The organism is Prochlorococcus sp. MIT 1304 (assembly GCF_047305015.1).
GTDB lineage: Bacteria > Cyanobacteriota > Cyanobacteriia > PCC-6307 > Cyanobiaceae > Prochlorococcus_A > Prochlorococcus_A marinus_E.
In genome coordinates this window covers 1,310,788-1,327,633 of sequence record NZ_CP138974.1, presented here as the reverse complement: position 1 = coordinate 1,327,633, position 16,846 = coordinate 1,310,788, and the positions used below count along the sequence as shown (strand labels likewise).

General features: G+C 30.4%; 19 protein-coding genes and 1 tRNA gene. 17 read left to right on the top strand and 3 right to left on the bottom strand.

From position 1 onward, the window contains the following. Positions 1-52 precede the first annotated feature (52 nt). A tRNA-Ser gene (locus tag SIB45_RS07530) sits at positions 53-139 on the bottom strand. 49 nt (positions 140-188) lie between these two features. Between SIB45_RS07530 and SIB45_RS07525 the strand changes: the two genes are divergently transcribed. The 9 genes from SIB45_RS07525 to psaK all read left to right on the top strand — a co-directional run bounded on the left by SIB45_RS07525 (position 189) and on the right by psaK (position 6,386). Further along, entirely contained in the window at positions 189-563 is a 375-nt protein-coding gene (locus SIB45_RS07525) for a 2Fe-2S iron-sulfur cluster-binding protein (protein WP_011862932.1), read from the top strand. 5 nt (positions 564-568) lie between these two features. Continuing rightward, positions 569-1,417 (top strand): inositol monophosphatase family protein, encoded by an 849-nt coding sequence (locus tag SIB45_RS07520; RefSeq protein WP_011862931.1) that lies wholly within the window; start codon positions 569-571, stop codon positions 1,415-1,417. Positions 1,418-1,435: 18 nt separating this feature from the next. Continuing rightward, positions 1,436-2,587: an ATP phosphoribosyltransferase regulatory subunit gene (locus SIB45_RS07515; protein ID WP_011862930.1), complete on the top strand. Its 1,152-nt coding sequence runs from the start codon at positions 1,436-1,438 to the stop codon at positions 2,585-2,587. A 117-nt stretch (positions 2,588-2,704) separates the two neighbouring features. Continuing rightward, positions 2,705-4,609, top strand: coding sequence for a molecular chaperone HtpG (gene htpG / locus SIB45_RS07510; protein WP_011862929.1), 1,905 nt, complete (start codon positions 2,705-2,707; stop codon positions 4,607-4,609). A gap of 39 nt (positions 4,610-4,648) precedes the next feature. Beyond that, positions 4,649-4,885, top strand: coding sequence for a 50S ribosomal protein L28 (rpmB, locus tag SIB45_RS07505; protein ID WP_011862928.1), 237 nt, complete (start codon positions 4,649-4,651; stop codon positions 4,883-4,885). 5 nt (positions 4,886-4,890) lie between these two features. Further along, positions 4,891-5,424 (top strand): peroxiredoxin, encoded by a 534-nt coding sequence (locus tag SIB45_RS07500; RefSeq protein ID WP_011862927.1) that lies wholly within the window; start codon positions 4,891-4,893, stop codon positions 5,422-5,424. Positions 5,425-5,428: 4 nt separating this feature from the next. Further along, the gene (locus tag SIB45_RS07495) at positions 5,429-5,731 is read left to right on the top strand and encodes a DUF2499 domain-containing protein (RefSeq protein ID WP_011862926.1); all 303 of its coding nucleotides are present in this window, start codon (positions 5,429-5,431) and stop codon (positions 5,729-5,731) included. Further along, the gene (locus tag SIB45_RS07490; protein ID WP_011862925.1) at positions 5,724-6,059 is read left to right on the top strand and encodes a DUF3593 domain-containing protein; all 336 of its coding nucleotides are present in this window, start codon (positions 5,724-5,726) and stop codon (positions 6,057-6,059) included. The genes SIB45_RS07495 and SIB45_RS07490 overlap by 8 nt, the downstream gene beginning before the upstream one ends. Positions 6,060-6,125: 66 nt before the next feature. Beyond that, positions 6,126-6,386 carry a photosystem I reaction center subunit PsaK gene (gene psaK / locus SIB45_RS07485; protein ID WP_011862924.1) on the top strand — a complete coding sequence of 87 codons (261 nt, stop codon included), beginning with the start codon at positions 6,126-6,128 and terminating at the stop codon, positions 6,384-6,386. Between the two features lie 19 nt (positions 6,387-6,405). On the opposite strand, the gene dxs is transcribed toward psaK, so the two are convergent. Next, positions 6,406-8,295, bottom strand: coding sequence for a 1-deoxy-D-xylulose-5-phosphate synthase (gene dxs, locus SIB45_RS07480; protein WP_011862923.1), 1,890 nt, complete (start codon positions 8,293-8,295; stop codon positions 6,406-6,408). Positions 8,296-8,411: 116 nt separating this feature from the next. Between dxs and ilvA the strand changes: the two genes are divergently transcribed. The 3 genes from ilvA (at position 8,412) to SIB45_RS07465 (ending at position 10,843) form a co-directional block, all read left to right on the top strand. Next, positions 8,412-9,953, top strand: coding sequence for a threonine ammonia-lyase, biosynthetic (gene ilvA / locus SIB45_RS07475; RefSeq protein WP_011862922.1), 1,542 nt, complete (start codon positions 8,412-8,414; stop codon positions 9,951-9,953). A 66-nt stretch (positions 9,954-10,019) separates the two neighbouring features. Continuing rightward, positions 10,020-10,526 carry an SMC-Scp complex subunit ScpB gene (scpB, locus tag SIB45_RS07470; RefSeq protein WP_029969066.1) on the top strand — a complete coding sequence of 169 codons (507 nt, stop codon included), beginning with the start codon at positions 10,020-10,022 and terminating at the stop codon, positions 10,524-10,526. A 38-nt stretch (positions 10,527-10,564) separates the two neighbouring features. Beyond that, positions 10,565-10,843: a YggT family protein gene (locus tag SIB45_RS07465; RefSeq protein ID WP_011862920.1), complete on the top strand. Its 279-nt coding sequence runs from the start codon at positions 10,565-10,567 to the stop codon at positions 10,841-10,843. A 2-nt stretch (positions 10,844-10,845) separates the two neighbouring features. On the opposite strand, the gene SIB45_RS07460 is transcribed toward SIB45_RS07465, so the two are convergent. Continuing rightward, a complete protein-coding gene (locus SIB45_RS07460) occupies positions 10,846-11,175 on the bottom strand; it encodes a nucleoside triphosphate pyrophosphohydrolase family protein (protein ID WP_011862919.1) in 330 nt (109 codons plus the stop codon). A 61-nt stretch (positions 11,176-11,236) separates the two neighbouring features. Here SIB45_RS07460 and pyk point away from each other — a divergent pair, with 61 nt between their 5' ends. From pyk to SIB45_RS07435, 5 genes are read left to right on the top strand one after another with little or no spacing between them, the layout of a single operon-like run. Beyond that, positions 11,237-13,027: a pyruvate kinase gene (gene pyk, locus SIB45_RS07455; protein WP_011862918.1), complete on the top strand. Its 1,791-nt coding sequence runs from the start codon at positions 11,237-11,239 to the stop codon at positions 13,025-13,027. Beyond that, entirely contained in the window at positions 13,020-14,252 is a 1,233-nt protein-coding gene (locus SIB45_RS07450; RefSeq protein ID WP_011862917.1) for an ABC transporter permease, read from the top strand. Before pyk ends, SIB45_RS07450 begins: the two co-directional genes overlap by 8 nt. 15 nt (positions 14,253-14,267) lie before the next feature. Then, positions 14,268-14,837: a biotin transporter BioY gene (locus tag SIB45_RS07445; RefSeq protein ID WP_011862916.1), complete on the top strand. Its 570-nt coding sequence runs from the start codon at positions 14,268-14,270 to the stop codon at positions 14,835-14,837. Next, positions 14,837-15,295 (top strand): signal peptidase II, encoded by a 459-nt coding sequence (gene lspA / locus SIB45_RS07440; protein WP_041484685.1) that lies wholly within the window; start codon positions 14,837-14,839, stop codon positions 15,293-15,295. The genes SIB45_RS07445 and lspA overlap by 1 nt, the downstream gene beginning before the upstream one ends. A 1-nt stretch (position 15,296) precedes the next feature. Beyond that, positions 15,297-16,796 (top strand): GTP-binding protein, encoded by a 1,500-nt coding sequence (locus tag SIB45_RS07435; protein WP_011862915.1) that lies wholly within the window; start codon positions 15,297-15,299, stop codon positions 16,794-16,796. The last annotated feature ends 50 nt before the right edge of the window (positions 16,797-16,846 follow it).

The window sequence follows — 16,846 nt, the reverse complement described above, 5'->3', positions numbered from 1 at the left end:
ATTTTAAATACAAAGGTGTTGATGTATTTAACCAAAATAAACTAATATAAAACGGAGAGAGAGGGATTCGAACCCTCGATAAAGTTGCCCTTATACAGCATTTCCAGTGCTGCGCCTTCAACCGCTCGGCCACCTCTCCCAAGAAAACCATCTTAACCCTTGATCATCCCATTTTAGAGGAAAGTTATTTGAAAAAGACTTTCACAGTCACGATTAAAAATAAGGAAACTGGAAAGGTCTACAAAGAGCAGGTTAATAGTGATGATTACATACTTAAGGAATTTGAAAAGAAAGGTTTCAAACTTGCATTTTCATGTAGAAATGGTTGCTGTACAAGTTGTGCAGTTAAAATTAAATCTGGTACCCTACAACAACCTGAAGCTATGGGTGTATCTCAGACTTTAAAAGACAAAGGTTACGCACTTCTTTGTGTCGCTAAAGCAACTTCAGATCTTGAGGTAGAAACTACATATGAAGATGAAGTTTACGATTTACAATTTGGACAATATTTTGGGAGAGGAAATACAAGAGTTGCGCCACCTTGGGAATTTGAGGAAGATTAACTATCATGTTTGAATTATGTGAAATAGAGGAACTTGCAAATCAATTTAACTTATCCATTTTGTATGAAATAGCCAAGAATTCCGCTCAAATTGGTAATGAAATTTTAAAAGTTAATTACAATAAAATTCAAAAAATATCATCAAAAGGTAGAAAAGGTGATCTAGTTACCAATGTAGATTTGGAAGTTGAAAACAAAATAAAAGAATATTTATTAGAAGAGACGCCAAACATATCTATAAATGCAGAGGAATCGGGTAAATTAACCAAATCTTCGGATTTAACGTGGTGTATAGACCCATTAGACGGTACAACAAATTATTCCCATGGATATCCTTTTTTTGGGACCTCTATTGGTCTTGTATATAAAAATAAGCCAATAATAGGCGCTATATCAGTACCTTATTTAAATGAACTATATTCAGCCTGTATTGGTTTAGGCTCATTCTGCAATGATAGTGAACTTAAAGTATCGAATCCATCTAATCTTTCTGATAGTCTACTTGTAACTGGTTTCTCTTATGACAGATTTGAGACAGAGGATAATAACTATGCAGAATTTTGTTATTTAACACATAAAACTAGAGGTGTTAGAAGAGGAGGTGCAGCAGCAGTTGATCTAGCATTTGTTGCGGCAGGTAAGGTAGATGGATATTGGGAAAGAGGATTAGAGGTATGGGACCTAGCGGCCGGTGCTATTATTGTTAAAGAGGCTGGTGGTATTATTTCTGATTATCCATCAGGCGAATTTAATTTAAGTTCAGGAAGAATTTTAGCTTGTTCTCCCAGCCTTGAGAATGAATTAAAAAATGAACTAGATAAAGTTTCTCCATTAAAAAAAAATCTCTATACCTAAAAATAGTTAAATATTAAAATGACCGATATAAAGGAAATTAAATTAATCGATGTAAAAAATAACTCAAACATCATAAATAATTTAAATAGTATTTATAAACTATGGGGATATGAAGAGGTTTCACCCTCATTTATAAATACTTTAGAGACCATAAAAGGCCGTGGCGTTATTGATGAAAATCAGGTTGTAGGAATAGTAAGTAATAATTCATTATGTCTTAGGCCAGAAATGACTACATCGATTGTTAAATTGTCTTCCACTAGATTAATAAATAAGAAAAGACCTATAAGGTTATTCACCAATGGAATGGTTTTTGATAAAAAACAAAATAATAAAAATTCATTTAAGTTACAAGAAAAATTGCAGAGTGGAATTGAATTAATTGGATATGATACAAAATACCCAGAAATTGAAGTTATTAATATTTTGTTTGATTCAATCGATAATATTAATTTGAAGGATGGTTGTAATTTATTTCTACTAGTAAGCACAACAAAAATAATGGACTTGATCCTGAACAAATATAAGAATAATAATTTTGAAGAAATTAAGAAATGTCTGGTTAATTTTGATCAAGATAATTTATCTAAATTAAGAATAGATGAAAATGATAAATATATTCTTAAAGATCTTTTATTCACACGAGGAGAGCCCATTGCAATATTAAAAAAATTAAAAACTATATTTGGTACTAGTAAAACATTAGATGACTTAAATTTTTTGTTTGAGACATTATCAAATGTATCAAATAAATATGGTGTTAAATTACAACTTGATCCCACTTTTCAACCTCACTTGAATTTGTATGAAGGAATAGTTTTTCAACTAATAGGGGATAATGGCAAAAATAAAAGCGTCATCGCAAAAGGCGGAAGATATGATGAGTTAGTGAGATCATTTAGTCCTAATGAGAAAATATTTAATGGGATTGGATTTACAATTTCAGTAGACATTTTAAGAAATTTAATTAAGGAAGAAAAGACAGATAAAAAAAAGATTTTATTGATGTTTAAAGATTCTTATTTGTTAGAAAAAGGGATGAATGAACAAAAAGTACAACAGAAAAAAGGAAATATTGCTGTCTTACATTTAAATCCAATTAATGACTTGGCTAAAGCCAATCAAATTATGAAAGAAAATAATTGTAGTGAGATTTTGTGGGTAAAATAAAGCCTTTTTAAAATTTATTTAACTTTTAAATTCATATATTGTTCGGACAATACTCCTAATTAAACTTGATTAACTAGTTTTTACGAAATAAGATTTAATATGTTTGATTTTTTTTAAATGGAAAAAGGCGAAATTCGTATTAATACTGAAAATATTTTCCCAATTATTAAGAAGGCAGTATATTCTGACCATGAAATCTTTTTAAGAGAACTTGTTAGTAATGGTGTTGACGCAATTAGTAAAAGAAGAATGGCCTCTATGGCAGGCGATTGCGAAAATACTGAGGAGGCACAAGTAAAAATAACAATTAACCGTGAAAAAAATACGTTAACAATTTCCGATAATGGAATTGGAATGAATGATGAAGAAATTAAGAAGTACATAAATCAAGTTGCATTTTCTAGTGCTGAAGAATTTCTAACAAAATACAAAAAAGATAATGATGAATTCATAGGTCATTTTGGACTAGGTTTTTATTCAAGTTTCATGGTTGCAGATAAAGTTGATATTTTAACTAAGTCGGCAATTGGGGAATCAAAAGCTTTCAAATGGTCTTGTGATGGATCGCCAAATTTCACGTTAGAGGAATCAGAAAGAGAGACAATTGGTACAGATGTAATTCTTCACCTACTTGAAGAAGAGAAAGAGTTTATTGAGCCTGAAAGGATTAAATCACTCATTAAAAAATATTGTGATTTTATGCCAATAGATGTCTTACTAGAAGGAGAGACAATTAATAAGAAAAATCCTCCCTGGAGAAAACAACCTAGTGAATTAAAAGATGAAGATTATATTGAGTTATATAAATACCTTTATCCTTTCCAGGGAGATCCACTATTATGGATCCATCTAAATACAGATTATCCATATGACATACAAGGGATATTGTATTTTCCAAAGTTGTCAGGTAGAGCTGATTGGGAAAAGGGAGAAATAAAACTATTTTGCAATCAAGTATTCGTAAGCGATTCAATTAAGGAGATAGTACCAAAATACCTTTTACCTCTAAGAGGAGTTATTGACTCTACAGATATACCCCTAAATGTTAGTAGAAGTGCATTACAAACAGATAGAAAAGTAAGATCTATATCATCATTTATCTCAAAAAAAATCGCTAATAAACTGAAGGATTTAATAAAAAATTCTCCAGAATTTTATGCAGAAATTTGGGATTCAATCTCTGCATTTATTAAGATTGGTGCTATCGAAGATGAAAAATTTGCTGAATTAGTAAATAACAGTATAATTTTTGAAACAATAATAAATTCAGAGAAAAACGTAACCAAAAATATTGAAAATAAATCCCTCATCAAATCCAATGATAAATATTTCACAACTCTCGCAAATTACAAAGAGCGAAATAAATTAACTGATTCAAAAAAAATAATTTACTGTTCAGATTTGATTGCGCAGTCTAGTGCATTAAAAATCTGTTTATCTGATAATAAAGAAGTGATTAAATCAGATCCCTTAATTGACGCACAATTTCTTCCATGGTTGGAAAGTAAAAATGAAGATTTTCAATTCCAAAGGGTAGATTCAGAGATAAATGAAATAGAAGATAAAGAATCAAAAGAAATTGTAGATAAGGATGGCAAATCAAATACAGATAATCTTAGAGATACGATAGTTAAGGCCCTTAACAATGAGAAAGTAACAGTTAAAGTACAGTCACTTTCAAGTAAAGATGCTCCACCAGCGATGATATTGCTTCCAGAACAAATGAGAAGAATTAATGATATGGGAGCTTACATGGAACAAAAGATGCCTGGCTTACCTGAATATCATGTGCTCTTAATTAATAAAGAACATCCACTTATTGTTGGTCTTAATAAAATTACAGGCAACAAAATAATTATTGATGAGAAAGACCCTACTGAGAATCCATTGGCATCTAAAATTGCAAATCATGTTTACGATATGGCTAAGCTTTCAGTTGGTGGATTAGATCAAGAACAGATCATTAATTTACAAAATAATAATGCCGAATTAATTTCAGAATTACTTAATTCAACAAATTGAGCCATGTGTTAGAATTTTTAAAGATATAACTCAATAAATATGTCAAGAGTTTGCGAACTGACAGGTGCAAAAGCTAATAACGGGATGGCAGTGAGTCACTCACATATTCGCACAAAAAAATTGCAACAAGTTAATCTCCAAAAAAGGAGATTATGGTGGGAAGAAGGCAAAAAATGGGTAAATATAAAAATAAGTACCAAAGCCCTAAAGTCTATTCAAAAAGTAGGTTTAGATAAATTTGCTAAATCAAATGGAGTTGATTTAAATAAATTCTAAATTTGATGAGAAGTTTAGTTGTAAGTATATTAATACCATTTATTATTTTATTTAATTGTTATTCAGCCTTATCTTTTGATTTTGCTCCTGAAGTAGGTGATTATGCTCCTAACTTTAAGTTAGAAGGTTTTAATAAAAACATAAAAACAAAAAAAACATGGGAATTAAGTGATTTTGAAGGTCAGTGGCTAGTTATGTATTTTTATCCAAAAGACTTTACAGCAGGTTGCACTCTTGAAGCTAAAGGTTTTTCAGAATTAAAAAAAGATTTTTCAAAATATAATGCCGAAATTGTTGGGATTAGCGCAGATAATGAAGATTCTCATGAAAGTTTCTGCAGCGAGAGATCCATAAACTACACTTTATTATCTGATCCTGACGGAATTATTAGTGATAAATATGGTTCCTGGATTCCTCCATTCTCAGATAGAAATACTTTTTTGATTTCTCCAGATGGGAAAATTAGTTACAGATGGATTAGTGTTCTACCTTTAAATCATGCCAAAGAAGTCCTCAACGTTTTAAAGAAAAAAATATAAAATTTTGCACGAATTATCTTTTGTAACTTGGTTAATACATATCTCATCAGTAATAGAATGGATTTTTGCCATATTAGTCATAAATAAAATTTCTACATATAAAAAATATAATTTATTTTTTTGGTTAAGCCTTGCGATGGTCCCAAACTTAATAGGTGCTATGTGTGCGATCACATGGCATATGTATGACAACCAAGAAAATCTTTACGGTCTAGTATCACTTCAAGGAATATTTACATTTATTGGAAATTCAACATTAGCCTTAGCTGCAATAATAATTTTTAAAGGAAAAGAGACTTATGAATGATTTATTTTTTAAATTTATAGAAAAATTAGGTTCAATTGATAATACATTATTGTTCGCTACATCAATAATTCCATATGCAATATTTTTGTTTTACTTATATAAAATCAAATCTGTTAATAATTTTGTAAAAACAGGATTTTCCTTAACTGTTTTATTCGTATTTATAACTATATTGGTATCTATCTTCACACTAAATTACTATGATAAAACCCTTGTGGAGGTTGACATCCTGCATGGATTTGCAGAATCCTTCCTAACTCTAAGTGATTTTGTTATTTTGTTTGGTTTTATAAGGTTATTAAATAGCTTAGAAGTAAACAACTCTTAAGACCTTTTACAATTTTATGTTTTTTAGGTAAAAGTATTAGAGAATATATAAAAATAACGATTTTTTATGATTACTACATTATTTGCAGCTGCAGATCCAGCAACTTTTTCTTGGTCTCCAAAGTGTGCCGTCGTAATGATTGCATGTAATGTTTTTGCTTATGCAATTGCTAGAGCAACAATTAGAAAACCCAATGAAGGCTTTGAAATACCTAATTCAAAATTCTATGGTGGTTTAAGTCACGCATCAGTTGTAGGTGCTAATTGCCTAGGTCATATTTTTGGTATTGGAGCAATCTTAGGATTAGCCTCAAGAGGTGTTTTATAAATATTTATTTATTAAATTTTTAATTAACTAACTTAAATTTCTTAACAATGTTATCTGCCATCTGATCAGGCATAAGTCCTAGTTTTTCTTTACTCTGATCAGGTGAAGCATGATCAACTAAAACATCAGGTATACCTATTCTGTATACTGGAATGTTTATTTCATTATCGTTAAATAATTCTACTATTGCGGAACCAAATCCACCTATTAAGGTTCCTTCTTCCATTGTTACAACTTTTTGAATCCTACTTGCTAAAGGCATAATAAGATTTTTATCGAGAGGTTTAACAAATCTTGCATTAACAATGCATGCATTAATGTTCATATTTTTTAAGATCTTTGCAGTTTCGATTGCTGATGCAACCATTGAACCATAAGCAATAATTAAAATATCTTCTCCTCCTTCAATTATTTCAGCTTCGCCTATATTCAAAGGTTCCCAACCCTCATCCATTATAGCCACTCCTAATCCAGAGCCTCTGGGTATTCTTAGAGCTGTAGGACCATTATGGTTTATTGAAGTTATTAACATTCTCTGTAATTCAGACTCATCCTTTGGAGCCATCAATACAAAATTAGGTATAGATCTCATATAACTGATGTCGTACTGACCTTGGTGAGTAGGACCGTCAGCTCCAACTATACCAGCTCTATCAAGTACGAATGATACAGGTAAATTTTGTATCCCTACATCATGAATTAATTGGTCGAAAGCACGTTGAAGAAAAGTACTATAAATAGCTACAACAGGTTTAAGACCATCGCAAGACATTCCTGCCGCAAGAGTAACTGCATGTTGTTCTGCTATTCCTACATCGATATATTGATCAGGAATATTTTTTTGCAAAATATCTAAACCAGTACCCGTAGCCATTGCAGCAGTAATACCAACGACTTTGCTATCTTGCTCACATATTTTTAATAAGGTTTGACCAAATATTTTACTATAACTAACAGGTTTAGGTTTCTTTGATGGAATAGATTTCCCAGTTGTAAGATCAAATGCAGACTGTGCATGATATCCAACCTGATCGGCTTCTGCATATGGGTAACCCTTCCCTTTTGTTGTAACAACATGAACAAGTACAGGTCTCTTAAGTTTATGGGCAGCGTTAAAGGTCTTAACTAAGTTACCAATATCATGACCATCAATTGGACCCATATATGTAAATCCAAGTTCTTCAAAAACAGCTCCAACCTTTGGCACAGATAGTCGTCTAACGCTTCCTTTAATATTTTTGAGCTCTTCTGGGATATCTTTACCAATTAGGGGAATATTTTTTACACTTTCTTGAACACTATCGGACAAAAATTGTAATGGTGGACTTACTCTTACCTTATTTAAGTAAGATGAAAGGGCTCCAACCGGAGGTGAAATAGACATATCATTATCGTTCAATACAACTACTAAAGGGGTATTTGGTAAGTGACCTGCATGATTTATAGCTTCTAATGCCATTCCTCCAGTTAGTGCTCCATCTCCAATAACAGCGACACATTTATAATTATCACCTTTTCTATCTCTTGCTATTGCCATTCCTAAAGCAGCTGAAATAGAAGTACTTGCATGTCCAGCACCAAAATGATCAAATTTACTTTCACTTCTTTTTAGATATCCAGCGACTCCATTTTGTTGCCTTAGAGAATCAAATTGACTGAAACGTCCTGTAATTAATTTATGAGGGTAGCCTTGATGTCCTACATCCCAAACAACTTTGTCAAAATCAAGATCAAGAGTTTGATATAAAGCCAAGGTCAACTCAACTACACCTAATCCAGGACCAAGATGTCCTCCACTAGTAGACACTACCTGAAGGTGTCTTTCTCTAATTTGACAAGCAATTTCTTCTAATTGTGAAACTGTTAAGCCATGAAGTTGATTTGGATGACTTAACTCACTTAAAAGCATTTAACAAAATTTGGTATCTATATAATCTAAAACGCCGAGGTGCAAAATGAGTATTTTTTTTGAAATAGATCATGTAATGTTTTATTAGATTAATAATTAATGCTAAAAATATATATATGGATGATTATTTTGAAAAAATACTTCAAGCTGAAGTCTATGAAGTCGCAAAAAAAACACCACTAGAGAAAGCTCATAATTTAAGTAATACACTTAATAATGAAGTTTTTCTAAAAAGAGAAGATCTTCAGGATGTATTTTCATTCAAAATAAGAGGTGCCTATAACAAAATGAGTAAGCTCACTAATTCACAGCTTGCTCAGGGAGTAATTACTTCTAGTGCTGGTAATCATGCTCAAGGGGTTGCACTAAGTGCCCTTAAGTTAAATTGCCAAGCAACCATATTAATGCCCATTACCACACCTCTAGTAAAAGTTAATGCAGTAAAAAATTTAAAAGCAAAAGTTATATTATATGGCGATAACTATGATGAAACCTACAGAGAGGCAATAAGGATTAGCCAAGAAAGAAATTTATGCTTCATTCATCCCTTTGATGATCCAGAAGTAATAGCAGGACAAGGTACTATAGCTATAGAACTTGAACAGCAGCTTAATGAAAAACCTTATGCAATTTATATTGCTGTAGGTGGTGGGGGATTGATATCAGGAATATCCTTATACGTTAAAAAAATATGGCCTGAAGTAAAAATAATTGGTGTAGAGCCTGAAGATGCAGACGCTATGACGAAATCCTTGGAAGAAGAAAAAATTGTTGAACTATCTTCTGTTGGTCAATTTGCAGATGGAGTGGCGGTAAAAAAAATTGGTAAAAATACTTTTGATATTGGTAGAAAGTATATAGATAAGATGATTAGGGTTAATACTGACGAAATCTGTGCTGCTATAAAAGATGTTTTTGAGGATACTAGATCAATACTAGAACCTGCAGGTGCCTTATCAATTGCGGGAATGAAAAAAGATATTTTTAATTCGAATCATTCAAATAGAAAAATGGTTGCGATTGCATGTGGTGCAAATATGAATTTTGAGAGGCTTAGATTTGTTGCAGAAAGAGCAGAACTTGGAGAGTGTAAAGAAGTAATGTTGGCTGTTGAAATTCCTGAACGTGCTGGTAGTCTTATTGATTTTTGTAAGTTACTTGATAGTAGAAATTTAACTGAATTTAGCTATAGGATGTCGAATTCTAAGAATGCACAGATCTTTGTAGGGGTTCAAGTTTATGGTTTAAATGATAAAAAAAATCTATTAAATGTATTTAGAAATTCTGAGTACTCATTTATTGACATAAGTGATGATGAATTATCTAAAAATCATCTCAGACATATGGTAGGTGGAAGATTACCAAGGGATTTTAAAGAGATGGAATATAGAAACTTTATTGAACTTTTATACAGATTTGAGTTTCCTGAAAGGCCTGGCGCATTAATAAACTTCTTAAATAATATGAAATCTAATTGGTCTATAAGCGTATTTCACTACAGGAATTATGGAGCTGATGTAGGGAAAATTGTTATTGGAGTTTTGATCGATAAAAATGAGATTTTAGAGTGGAATAATTTTGTAAAAATTCTAGGCTATAAATTCTGGGATGAAACGCAAAACGATACATATAGATTATTCCTTGGTGCATCAGATTAAATTTAAGGTAAATTAGGAAAGATTTCGGTAATTAAAATCAATCAATCTGATATAAATACCACGCCAATATCTGATATAGATCTAGTTACAAAAGTTGAAGCTGTTCTATACTTAAAAGGCAGACCAATAACAAAAAAAGATCTTTCAGAAATTACTAATTCTGATATAAACTCAATAAATGATGCAATTAAAGATCTAAAAAATAAATACTCTAATCCCAACTCAGCTATTGAATTAAATGCAGTTAATAACAGTTTTTCTCTAGAACTAAAATCTAGTCTTAATGAATTCGTCGATGATTTACTTCCTTCTGATTTGAAAACATCCGAATTAAGGACATTGGCAACTATTGCGATCAAAAAAAAGATACTTCAATCAGATCTTATACTTCTTCGAGGTTCAGGTGCCTATGATCATATTAAAGAATTATTAGAAAAGAAATTCATCGTCAAACGGAAGCAAAAAGATGGGAGATCATATTGGCTATCATTATCAGAAAAGTTTTTTCAAACTTTTGCTGTAAGTAATGAATATCTCTCAAATATAGGAAGCGGTAATAATAAGCAGCAATAATAAGTAAATGTTAGGATGTATTAAATTACGAAAAGATAATGGTATCTGAGATTTTTGCAGTTCTGGGTCAAACTTTATCAATTTATTCTTTCATATTGATAATAAGAATTTTACTTACATGGTTTCCAGGTATTGATTGGAGTAACAGTGTTTTATCTGCATTAACTTCTATCACAGATCCTTATTTAAACATTTTTAGAGGTATTATCCCTCCAATAGGTGGATTTGATATTTCATCTTTGTTAGCTTTTTTACTTTTAAATGTTATCCAAAATTTAATTACAAATCTCCAGTATGCAAGCTTAGGTTATAGCTGACTTTATCTATCATCTCCAGAACCTCTTATCTTGCCTTTAGCAGCTCTTAATTTTAATTTTTCGAGATTTTGTAATGCAACATCTTCTAAATTGAAATTTAATTCTGTACAAAGATTTGATAAATACCACAAAACATCTCCTAACTCTTTTTTAATACCTAATTTTGATTCGTTATCAAATATTCCATTTTTATCTCTTAAAACCTTTTTCACTTTTTCTGCCACCTCACCAGCCTCCCCGACTAAACCAAGAGTTGGATAAATATTATTTGAACCTAAATCTGGATATTGTGCTGTTTCTCTAGCTTTTTTCTGATAAGTTTTAAAATCCATGACTTAAATAACTAACTTTGGGTATGGTAAATTTATTTATATCTAGCAATATTATCTATATATGTCGAATATTGATTTAAAAAGAAGAACAAAAATAGTAGCAACTATTGGCCCTGCAACTCAATCTGAAGAGATAATTACAAATTTAATTAAAGCTGGAGTAACAACATTCAGATTAAATTTCTCACATGGCGATCATAAAGATCATGCTGATAGAATAAAAACCATAAGGGAAGTATCAAAAAAGTTAGATATAGATATTGGGATATTGCAAGATCTACAAGGACCTAAAATAAGATTAGGGCGCTTTAAAGATGGGCCAGTAAAAGTTAAAAAAGGCGATAAATTCACACTTACATCAAATGAAGTCGAATGTACGAATACTATTGCAAATGTTACCTACGAAAAACTTTCTCAAGAAGTTAGCGAAGGAAAAAGAATACTTTTAGATGATGGAAAAATAGAAATGATTGTAGAAAAAGTTGATACAAAAGCTAATAATTTGGAGTGCATGGTAACTGTAGGAGGGGTTCTTTCAAACAATAAAGGTGTTAATTTTCCAGATGTTCAATTATCAGTAAAAGCATTAACAGAAAAAGATAAAAAGGATTTAAAATTTGGATTATCTGAAGGAGTTGATTGGATCGCACTAAGTTTTGTAAGAAATCCATCCGATATAAATGAGATAAAAGATTTAATAAATAAAAATGGTCATTCAACTCCTGTAGTCGCAAAAATAGAAAAATTTGAAGCAATCGATCAGATCGATACAGTATTACCCTTATGTGATGGGGTTATGGTTGCAAGAGGTGATTTGGGAGTAGAAATGCCTGCCGAAGAAGTTCCTCTTTTACAAAAGGAATTAATAAGAAAAGCTAATTCATTAGGTATCCCAATAATTACAGCGACTCAAATGCTTGATTCAATGGCTTCTAACCCAAGACCAACCAGGGCCGAAGTTAGTGATGTTGCAAATGCAATTCTGGATGGTACAGATGCAGTAATGCTTTCAAACGAAACTGCAGTTGGCGATTATCCTGTGGAGGCAGTTGAAACGATGGCAACTATAGCAAGAAGAATTGAAAGGGATTATCCACTTAAGGCTATTGAAAGCCACTTACCCAGTACGATCCCAAATGCTATTAGCGCAGCAGTAAGCAATATAGCTAGACAACTTGAAGCAGGAGCTATAATCCCTTTAACTAAATCAGGTTCTACCGCTCGAAATGTAAGTAAGTTCAGACCACCAACACCCATCTTGGCAACTACTACAGAAAGAAGTGTAGCGAGAAGATTGCAACTTGTTTGGGGAGTTACTCCAATAGTAGTTAAAAATGATGAAAGAACAGCAAAAACTTTTAGTTTAGCTATGCAAATTGCTCAAGAGATGGGGATCCTTAATCAAGGAGATTTAGTAGTTCAAACCGCAGGTACATTAACTGGAATTAGTGGCTCTACAGATTTAATAAAAGTCGGTTTAGTAAGAAGGATTGTATCAAGAGGAATTTCAATAGGGGAAATCGGTGTTACAGGTAAAGCAAGAATAATTAAAAATAATCTTGATATATCTTTAATTTGCCCAGGTGAAATATTATTTGTTCCGAAGGAATTAATGAAAAATATTCCACTGAGTAAAAATATTGCAGGCATTGTTACGAACCAAAATGTAAATGATGTTTATGCTTTTTTTAACAAAAATAATAAAAAGATTTCTACAATTTGTAATTTAGAAAATATGGATAGTCATCAAATCAGTAATGGAGATCTCATTACTCTCCAGCTTAATGAAGGTGTCATATACATGGGCCAAATTGAAGATGATGATGCAATAGATAAATATAAATATGTCTAGGAATATTTCAATAAAAGAAGCCTTAGGCATGGCAACAAAAACTTTAGTTTCGAACAAATTGAGAAGTTCGTTAACAATGCTTGGGATAATTATAGGAAATGCCTCAGTTATTACACTTGTTGGACTTGGTAGAGGTGCTCAAACATTAGCAAAGAACCAATTAAGTAATTTAGGTGCCAATGTTTTATTTATCGTTCCAGGAAATAATGACACAAGAAGAAGGGGTATTTCATTTCCTAAAAACCTAGTTTTAGAAGATGCAATAGCAATAAGCAACCAAGTACCAACAGTTAAAAAAGTAGCTCCTCAAATCTCTGCTAACGAAATAGTGCAATCAAATTCTAAAAGTTTAAATATATCAATTGCTGGTGTTACTCCTGAATTTCTTGAAGTAAGAAGCTTTGAAGTTGATAAGGGTAGATTTCTATCAAAAAGTGATGTTAATAGTGCAAGAAGTTATGTTGTGATAGGTCCTGATCTTAAAGATGAATTTTTCAAAGATAAATCTTCATCACTTGGAAAAAAAATCAGAATTAAAGACCATACTTATGAAATTATCGGAATATTAAAACCCAAAGGTGCTGTATTTGGAAGTAATCAAGACAAAAATGCTTATATTCCATTAACCACAATGGTCAATAGGATTACAGGAAAGGACCCGACATATGGAGTAAGTTTAAGCTTCATAAGTGTTGAAGCGATAAATAAAAATGCAACTAGTGCTGCTAAATTTCAGATTACTAATTTATTAAGGCAAAGACATAAAATAATAAGAGATGATGACTTTGCGGTTAGATCGCAAGAAGATGCGCTGAATATAGTAACCAACATAACAAGTGGATTAACGTTTTTATTGGCTGGTATTGGTGCAGTATCTTTAGTGGTTGGAGGCATAGGAATCATGAATATTATGCTAGTTTCTGTAAGCGAAAGGACTGAAGAGATTGGACTTAGAAAAGCAATAGGAGCTAAACAGTCAGATATATTAATTCAATTTTTAATTGAGGCATTGATTTTATCTACAATTGGAGGATTAATTGGAACAACAACTGGATTATCAGGTGTTTTTCTTTTATCTCTGATAACACCTCTTCCTGCATCGGTAGGAATTACAACTACTTTTTCCACCATGATCATTTCAGGATCAATAGGTTTAATCTTTGGCGTTTTACCTGCAAAAAGAGCTTCTAAATTAGATCCAATTGTTGCATTAAGAAGTTTATAAATAGAATTTATAATAATGCTCAATTTTTATAAATTAATTGAGATACTGGTGAGTCTTCAATCACTTGTAATAACATCAATGATACCTGTTTATATTCCTCTACCTTTTATCTATAAATCTAGCAATAACTTTGAGTTGCCTATCACATGGCAAATTCCAACCGTAATTTTATTAACACTTATATTCCATAAAAAGGTTGTTTTCAGAGCATTTTCTATATATATAATTTTGGGGTTATTTATATTTCCTATCTTTCATCAAGGAGGTTCAATGGGTTATTTGCTCACTCCAAATTTTGGTTATTTATTAGGTTATTATCCATTAATCAAAATAATTGATAATTTAAACAATAGAAATAAAATAAACGTTAGAAGTTTTTTAAAAAACGGATTAATAGCAATAGTTGCTATGCATTTAACTGGAATATTATACAACTTCGTACAAATAATATTGTACAGTCAATTTAATTTATTTTTATATAATTTAGGGAAATACTCATTAGGTAAGATTGGATATCATTTTTTAATGCTTTTTCCACTTTTATTACTTATTAAACCTATAGAACGTTTAAAACATAACAAATAATGATTAATAAAATACAAACAAAATTATATTTTTTTTCATTAAGTATTTTTATTGTTCTAATAGATCAGTTTACGAAATATTTTATATTTTATAATCATAAAATTTTTTTAAATAAAGATTTTCTTTTATTCAAATTAGACTTTGTAAAAAATTACGGAGCAGCATTTAATATATTTAGTGGTAGTAGAGTATTTTTATCTTTAATAAGTATTTTTTTCTCTATATTAATTATTTATTTAATGTTTAGGAAGAATACTTTAAACTCATTAGATCTATATTCTTATAGCTTTATTCTTGGAGGAACTATTGGTAATGGTATAGATAGGATATATAAAGGTTTTGTAGTTGATTTTATAAATTTAAATATTATAAATTTTCCAGTATTTAATATTGCTGATATATCTATTAATATTGGGTTCATTATTTTACTGTATAACATTTTTAAAAATAATCGATAAAATGAATTACTTGAAATTAAAGTACATAAAGTATGTAGTATTGATATTATTTCTTTATATTTTATTTTCTATATTTGTAAGAATAGTAAATATTTATACTCTTTTATTTTTAATTATAATTATTTATACTTTTTATAATATTGATAAAAAATTATTTAAAAAAATAGTTTATAAAGTTATATATAAAAATAAAAAAAATACACTTTCATTCAAAAATGCATATGGGGCTGCCAAGATAAGTTTGGAAGGAGTCGAGAAAATTAACAAAAAAATTAGCGATAAAGTAAAAGCTGAATTGTTAAATTACCAAAAAAATAAACTAGAGTCCCAATTAAAAACAGGAGATTATAAAGTTACTCTTTTTGGAGCAGGTTCCTCAGGAAAAACATCTATAGCAAGATCCTTATTGAAAAATATTGTAGGAGAAACCTCAGCAAAAATAGGTACAACTAAGCAAATTAATAGCTATAAAATTCGTATACCGATTTTAAAAAGAAATATTAATATTTTAGATACTCCAGGTTTATTTGAACCATCTAAATTAGGTGAAGAAAGAGAAAAAGCAACAATAATACAAGCATCAAATTCTGACTTAGTTCTTTTTGTGTTAGATCAGGACATAAATAAATACGAAAACTATTTAATTAAAGAATTATTGAAATTAAGGAAAAAAATAATAATAGTTCTAAATAAATGTGATTTGAGGTCTAGAGATGAAAATAACCTTATCAAAGAAAATATAATTTCCATAACATCCGCTATAAAAAATAAAATATCCGTCGTTCAAACAATTGCGGTCCCTCAAAAATCTACCTATACAAAATCTGATTCTTTAAATTTAATCCCTGAGGTAGGAAGTTTATTTAGAGAAATAATTGAAACCCTCGATAATAATGGTGAAGAGTTATTGGCTGATAATATTCTTTTTCGCTCAAATAAGTTAGGTATTAAAAGTAAAAATTTCGTACAAGAACAAAGATATTTAATGTCCAATAAAGTTATTAAAAAATATATGTGGATAACAGGAGGCGTAATACTAGTTAATCCATTACCAGCTGTTGATTTTCTTACTACTACCTCCGTAAACCTTCAAATGATAATGGAGTTATCAAAAATATATGAAATAAAACTTACAAAAAAAGATGCAAAAGATTTGGCGACTTCATTGCTAAGTGTATTGGCTAAACAAGGAATATTAAAAGGGGGTCTCGCCATTCTTTCTCCTGCTTTAGCTACAAGCTTGACTAAAATAATATTATCTAAATCTATACAATCAGTTACAGCAGGCTGGTTAATAAGAATAGTAGGATTAAGTTTGATTGAATATTTTAAAAATGGTCAAGATTGGGGTGATGGAGGAATTCAAGAAGTAGTAGATAAGATCTATAGAATAAGTAAAAGAGAGGATATTTTAAATAATTTCGTAAAAGAAGCTATTTCAAAAATTGAAATGAAAAAATATTTTAAATCAAATAAAAGTTTACCTCCATTTACTAATTAATATTGGATAATTGATCATTTAGATAAGTTCTGAAATCAAAGATGGTTATT

Excerpts from the sequence above, each read along its gene's own strand:
- SIB45_RS07520 (WP_011862931.1), top strand. The coding sequence starts at position 569 with ATGTTTGAATTATGTGAAATAGAGGAACTTGCAAATCAATTTAACTTA.
- SIB45_RS07515 (WP_011862930.1), top strand. The coding sequence starts at position 1,436 with ATGACCGATATAAAGGAAATTAAATTAATCGATGTAAAAAATAACTCA.
- htpG (WP_011862929.1), top strand. The coding sequence starts at position 2,705 with ATGGAAAAAGGCGAAATTCGTATTAATACTGAAAATATTTTCCCAATT.
- rpmB (WP_011862928.1), top strand. The coding sequence starts at position 4,649 with ATGTCAAGAGTTTGCGAACTGACAGGTGCAAAAGCTAATAACGGGATG.
- SIB45_RS07500 (WP_011862927.1), top strand. The coding sequence starts at position 4,891 with ATGAGAAGTTTAGTTGTAAGTATATTAATACCATTTATTATTTTATTT.
- SIB45_RS07490 (WP_011862925.1), top strand. The coding sequence starts at position 5,724 with ATGAATGATTTATTTTTTAAATTTATAGAAAAATTAGGTTCAATTGAT.
- psaK (WP_011862924.1), top strand. The coding sequence starts at position 6,126 with ATGATTACTACATTATTTGCAGCTGCAGATCCAGCAACTTTTTCTTGG.
- dxs (WP_011862923.1), bottom strand. The coding sequence starts at position 8,295 with ATGCTTTTAAGTGAGTTAAGTCATCCAAATCAACTTCATGGCTTAACA.
- ilvA (WP_011862922.1), top strand. The coding sequence starts at position 8,412 with ATGGATGATTATTTTGAAAAAATACTTCAAGCTGAAGTCTATGAAGTC.
- SIB45_RS07465 (WP_011862920.1), top strand. The coding sequence starts at position 10,565 with ATGGTATCTGAGATTTTTGCAGTTCTGGGTCAAACTTTATCAATTTAT.
- SIB45_RS07460 (WP_011862919.1), bottom strand. The coding sequence starts at position 11,175 with ATGGATTTTAAAACTTATCAGAAAAAAGCTAGAGAAACAGCACAATAT.
- pyk (WP_011862918.1), top strand. The coding sequence starts at position 11,237 with ATGTCGAATATTGATTTAAAAAGAAGAACAAAAATAGTAGCAACTATT.
- SIB45_RS07450 (WP_011862917.1), top strand. The coding sequence starts at position 13,020 with ATGTCTAGGAATATTTCAATAAAAGAAGCCTTAGGCATGGCAACAAAA.
- SIB45_RS07445 (WP_011862916.1), top strand. The coding sequence starts at position 14,268 with ATGCTCAATTTTTATAAATTAATTGAGATACTGGTGAGTCTTCAATCA.
- lspA (WP_041484685.1), top strand. The coding sequence starts at position 14,837 with ATGATTAATAAAATACAAACAAAATTATATTTTTTTTCATTAAGTATT.
- SIB45_RS07435 (WP_011862915.1), top strand. The coding sequence starts at position 15,297 with ATGAATTACTTGAAATTAAAGTACATAAAGTATGTAGTATTGATATTA.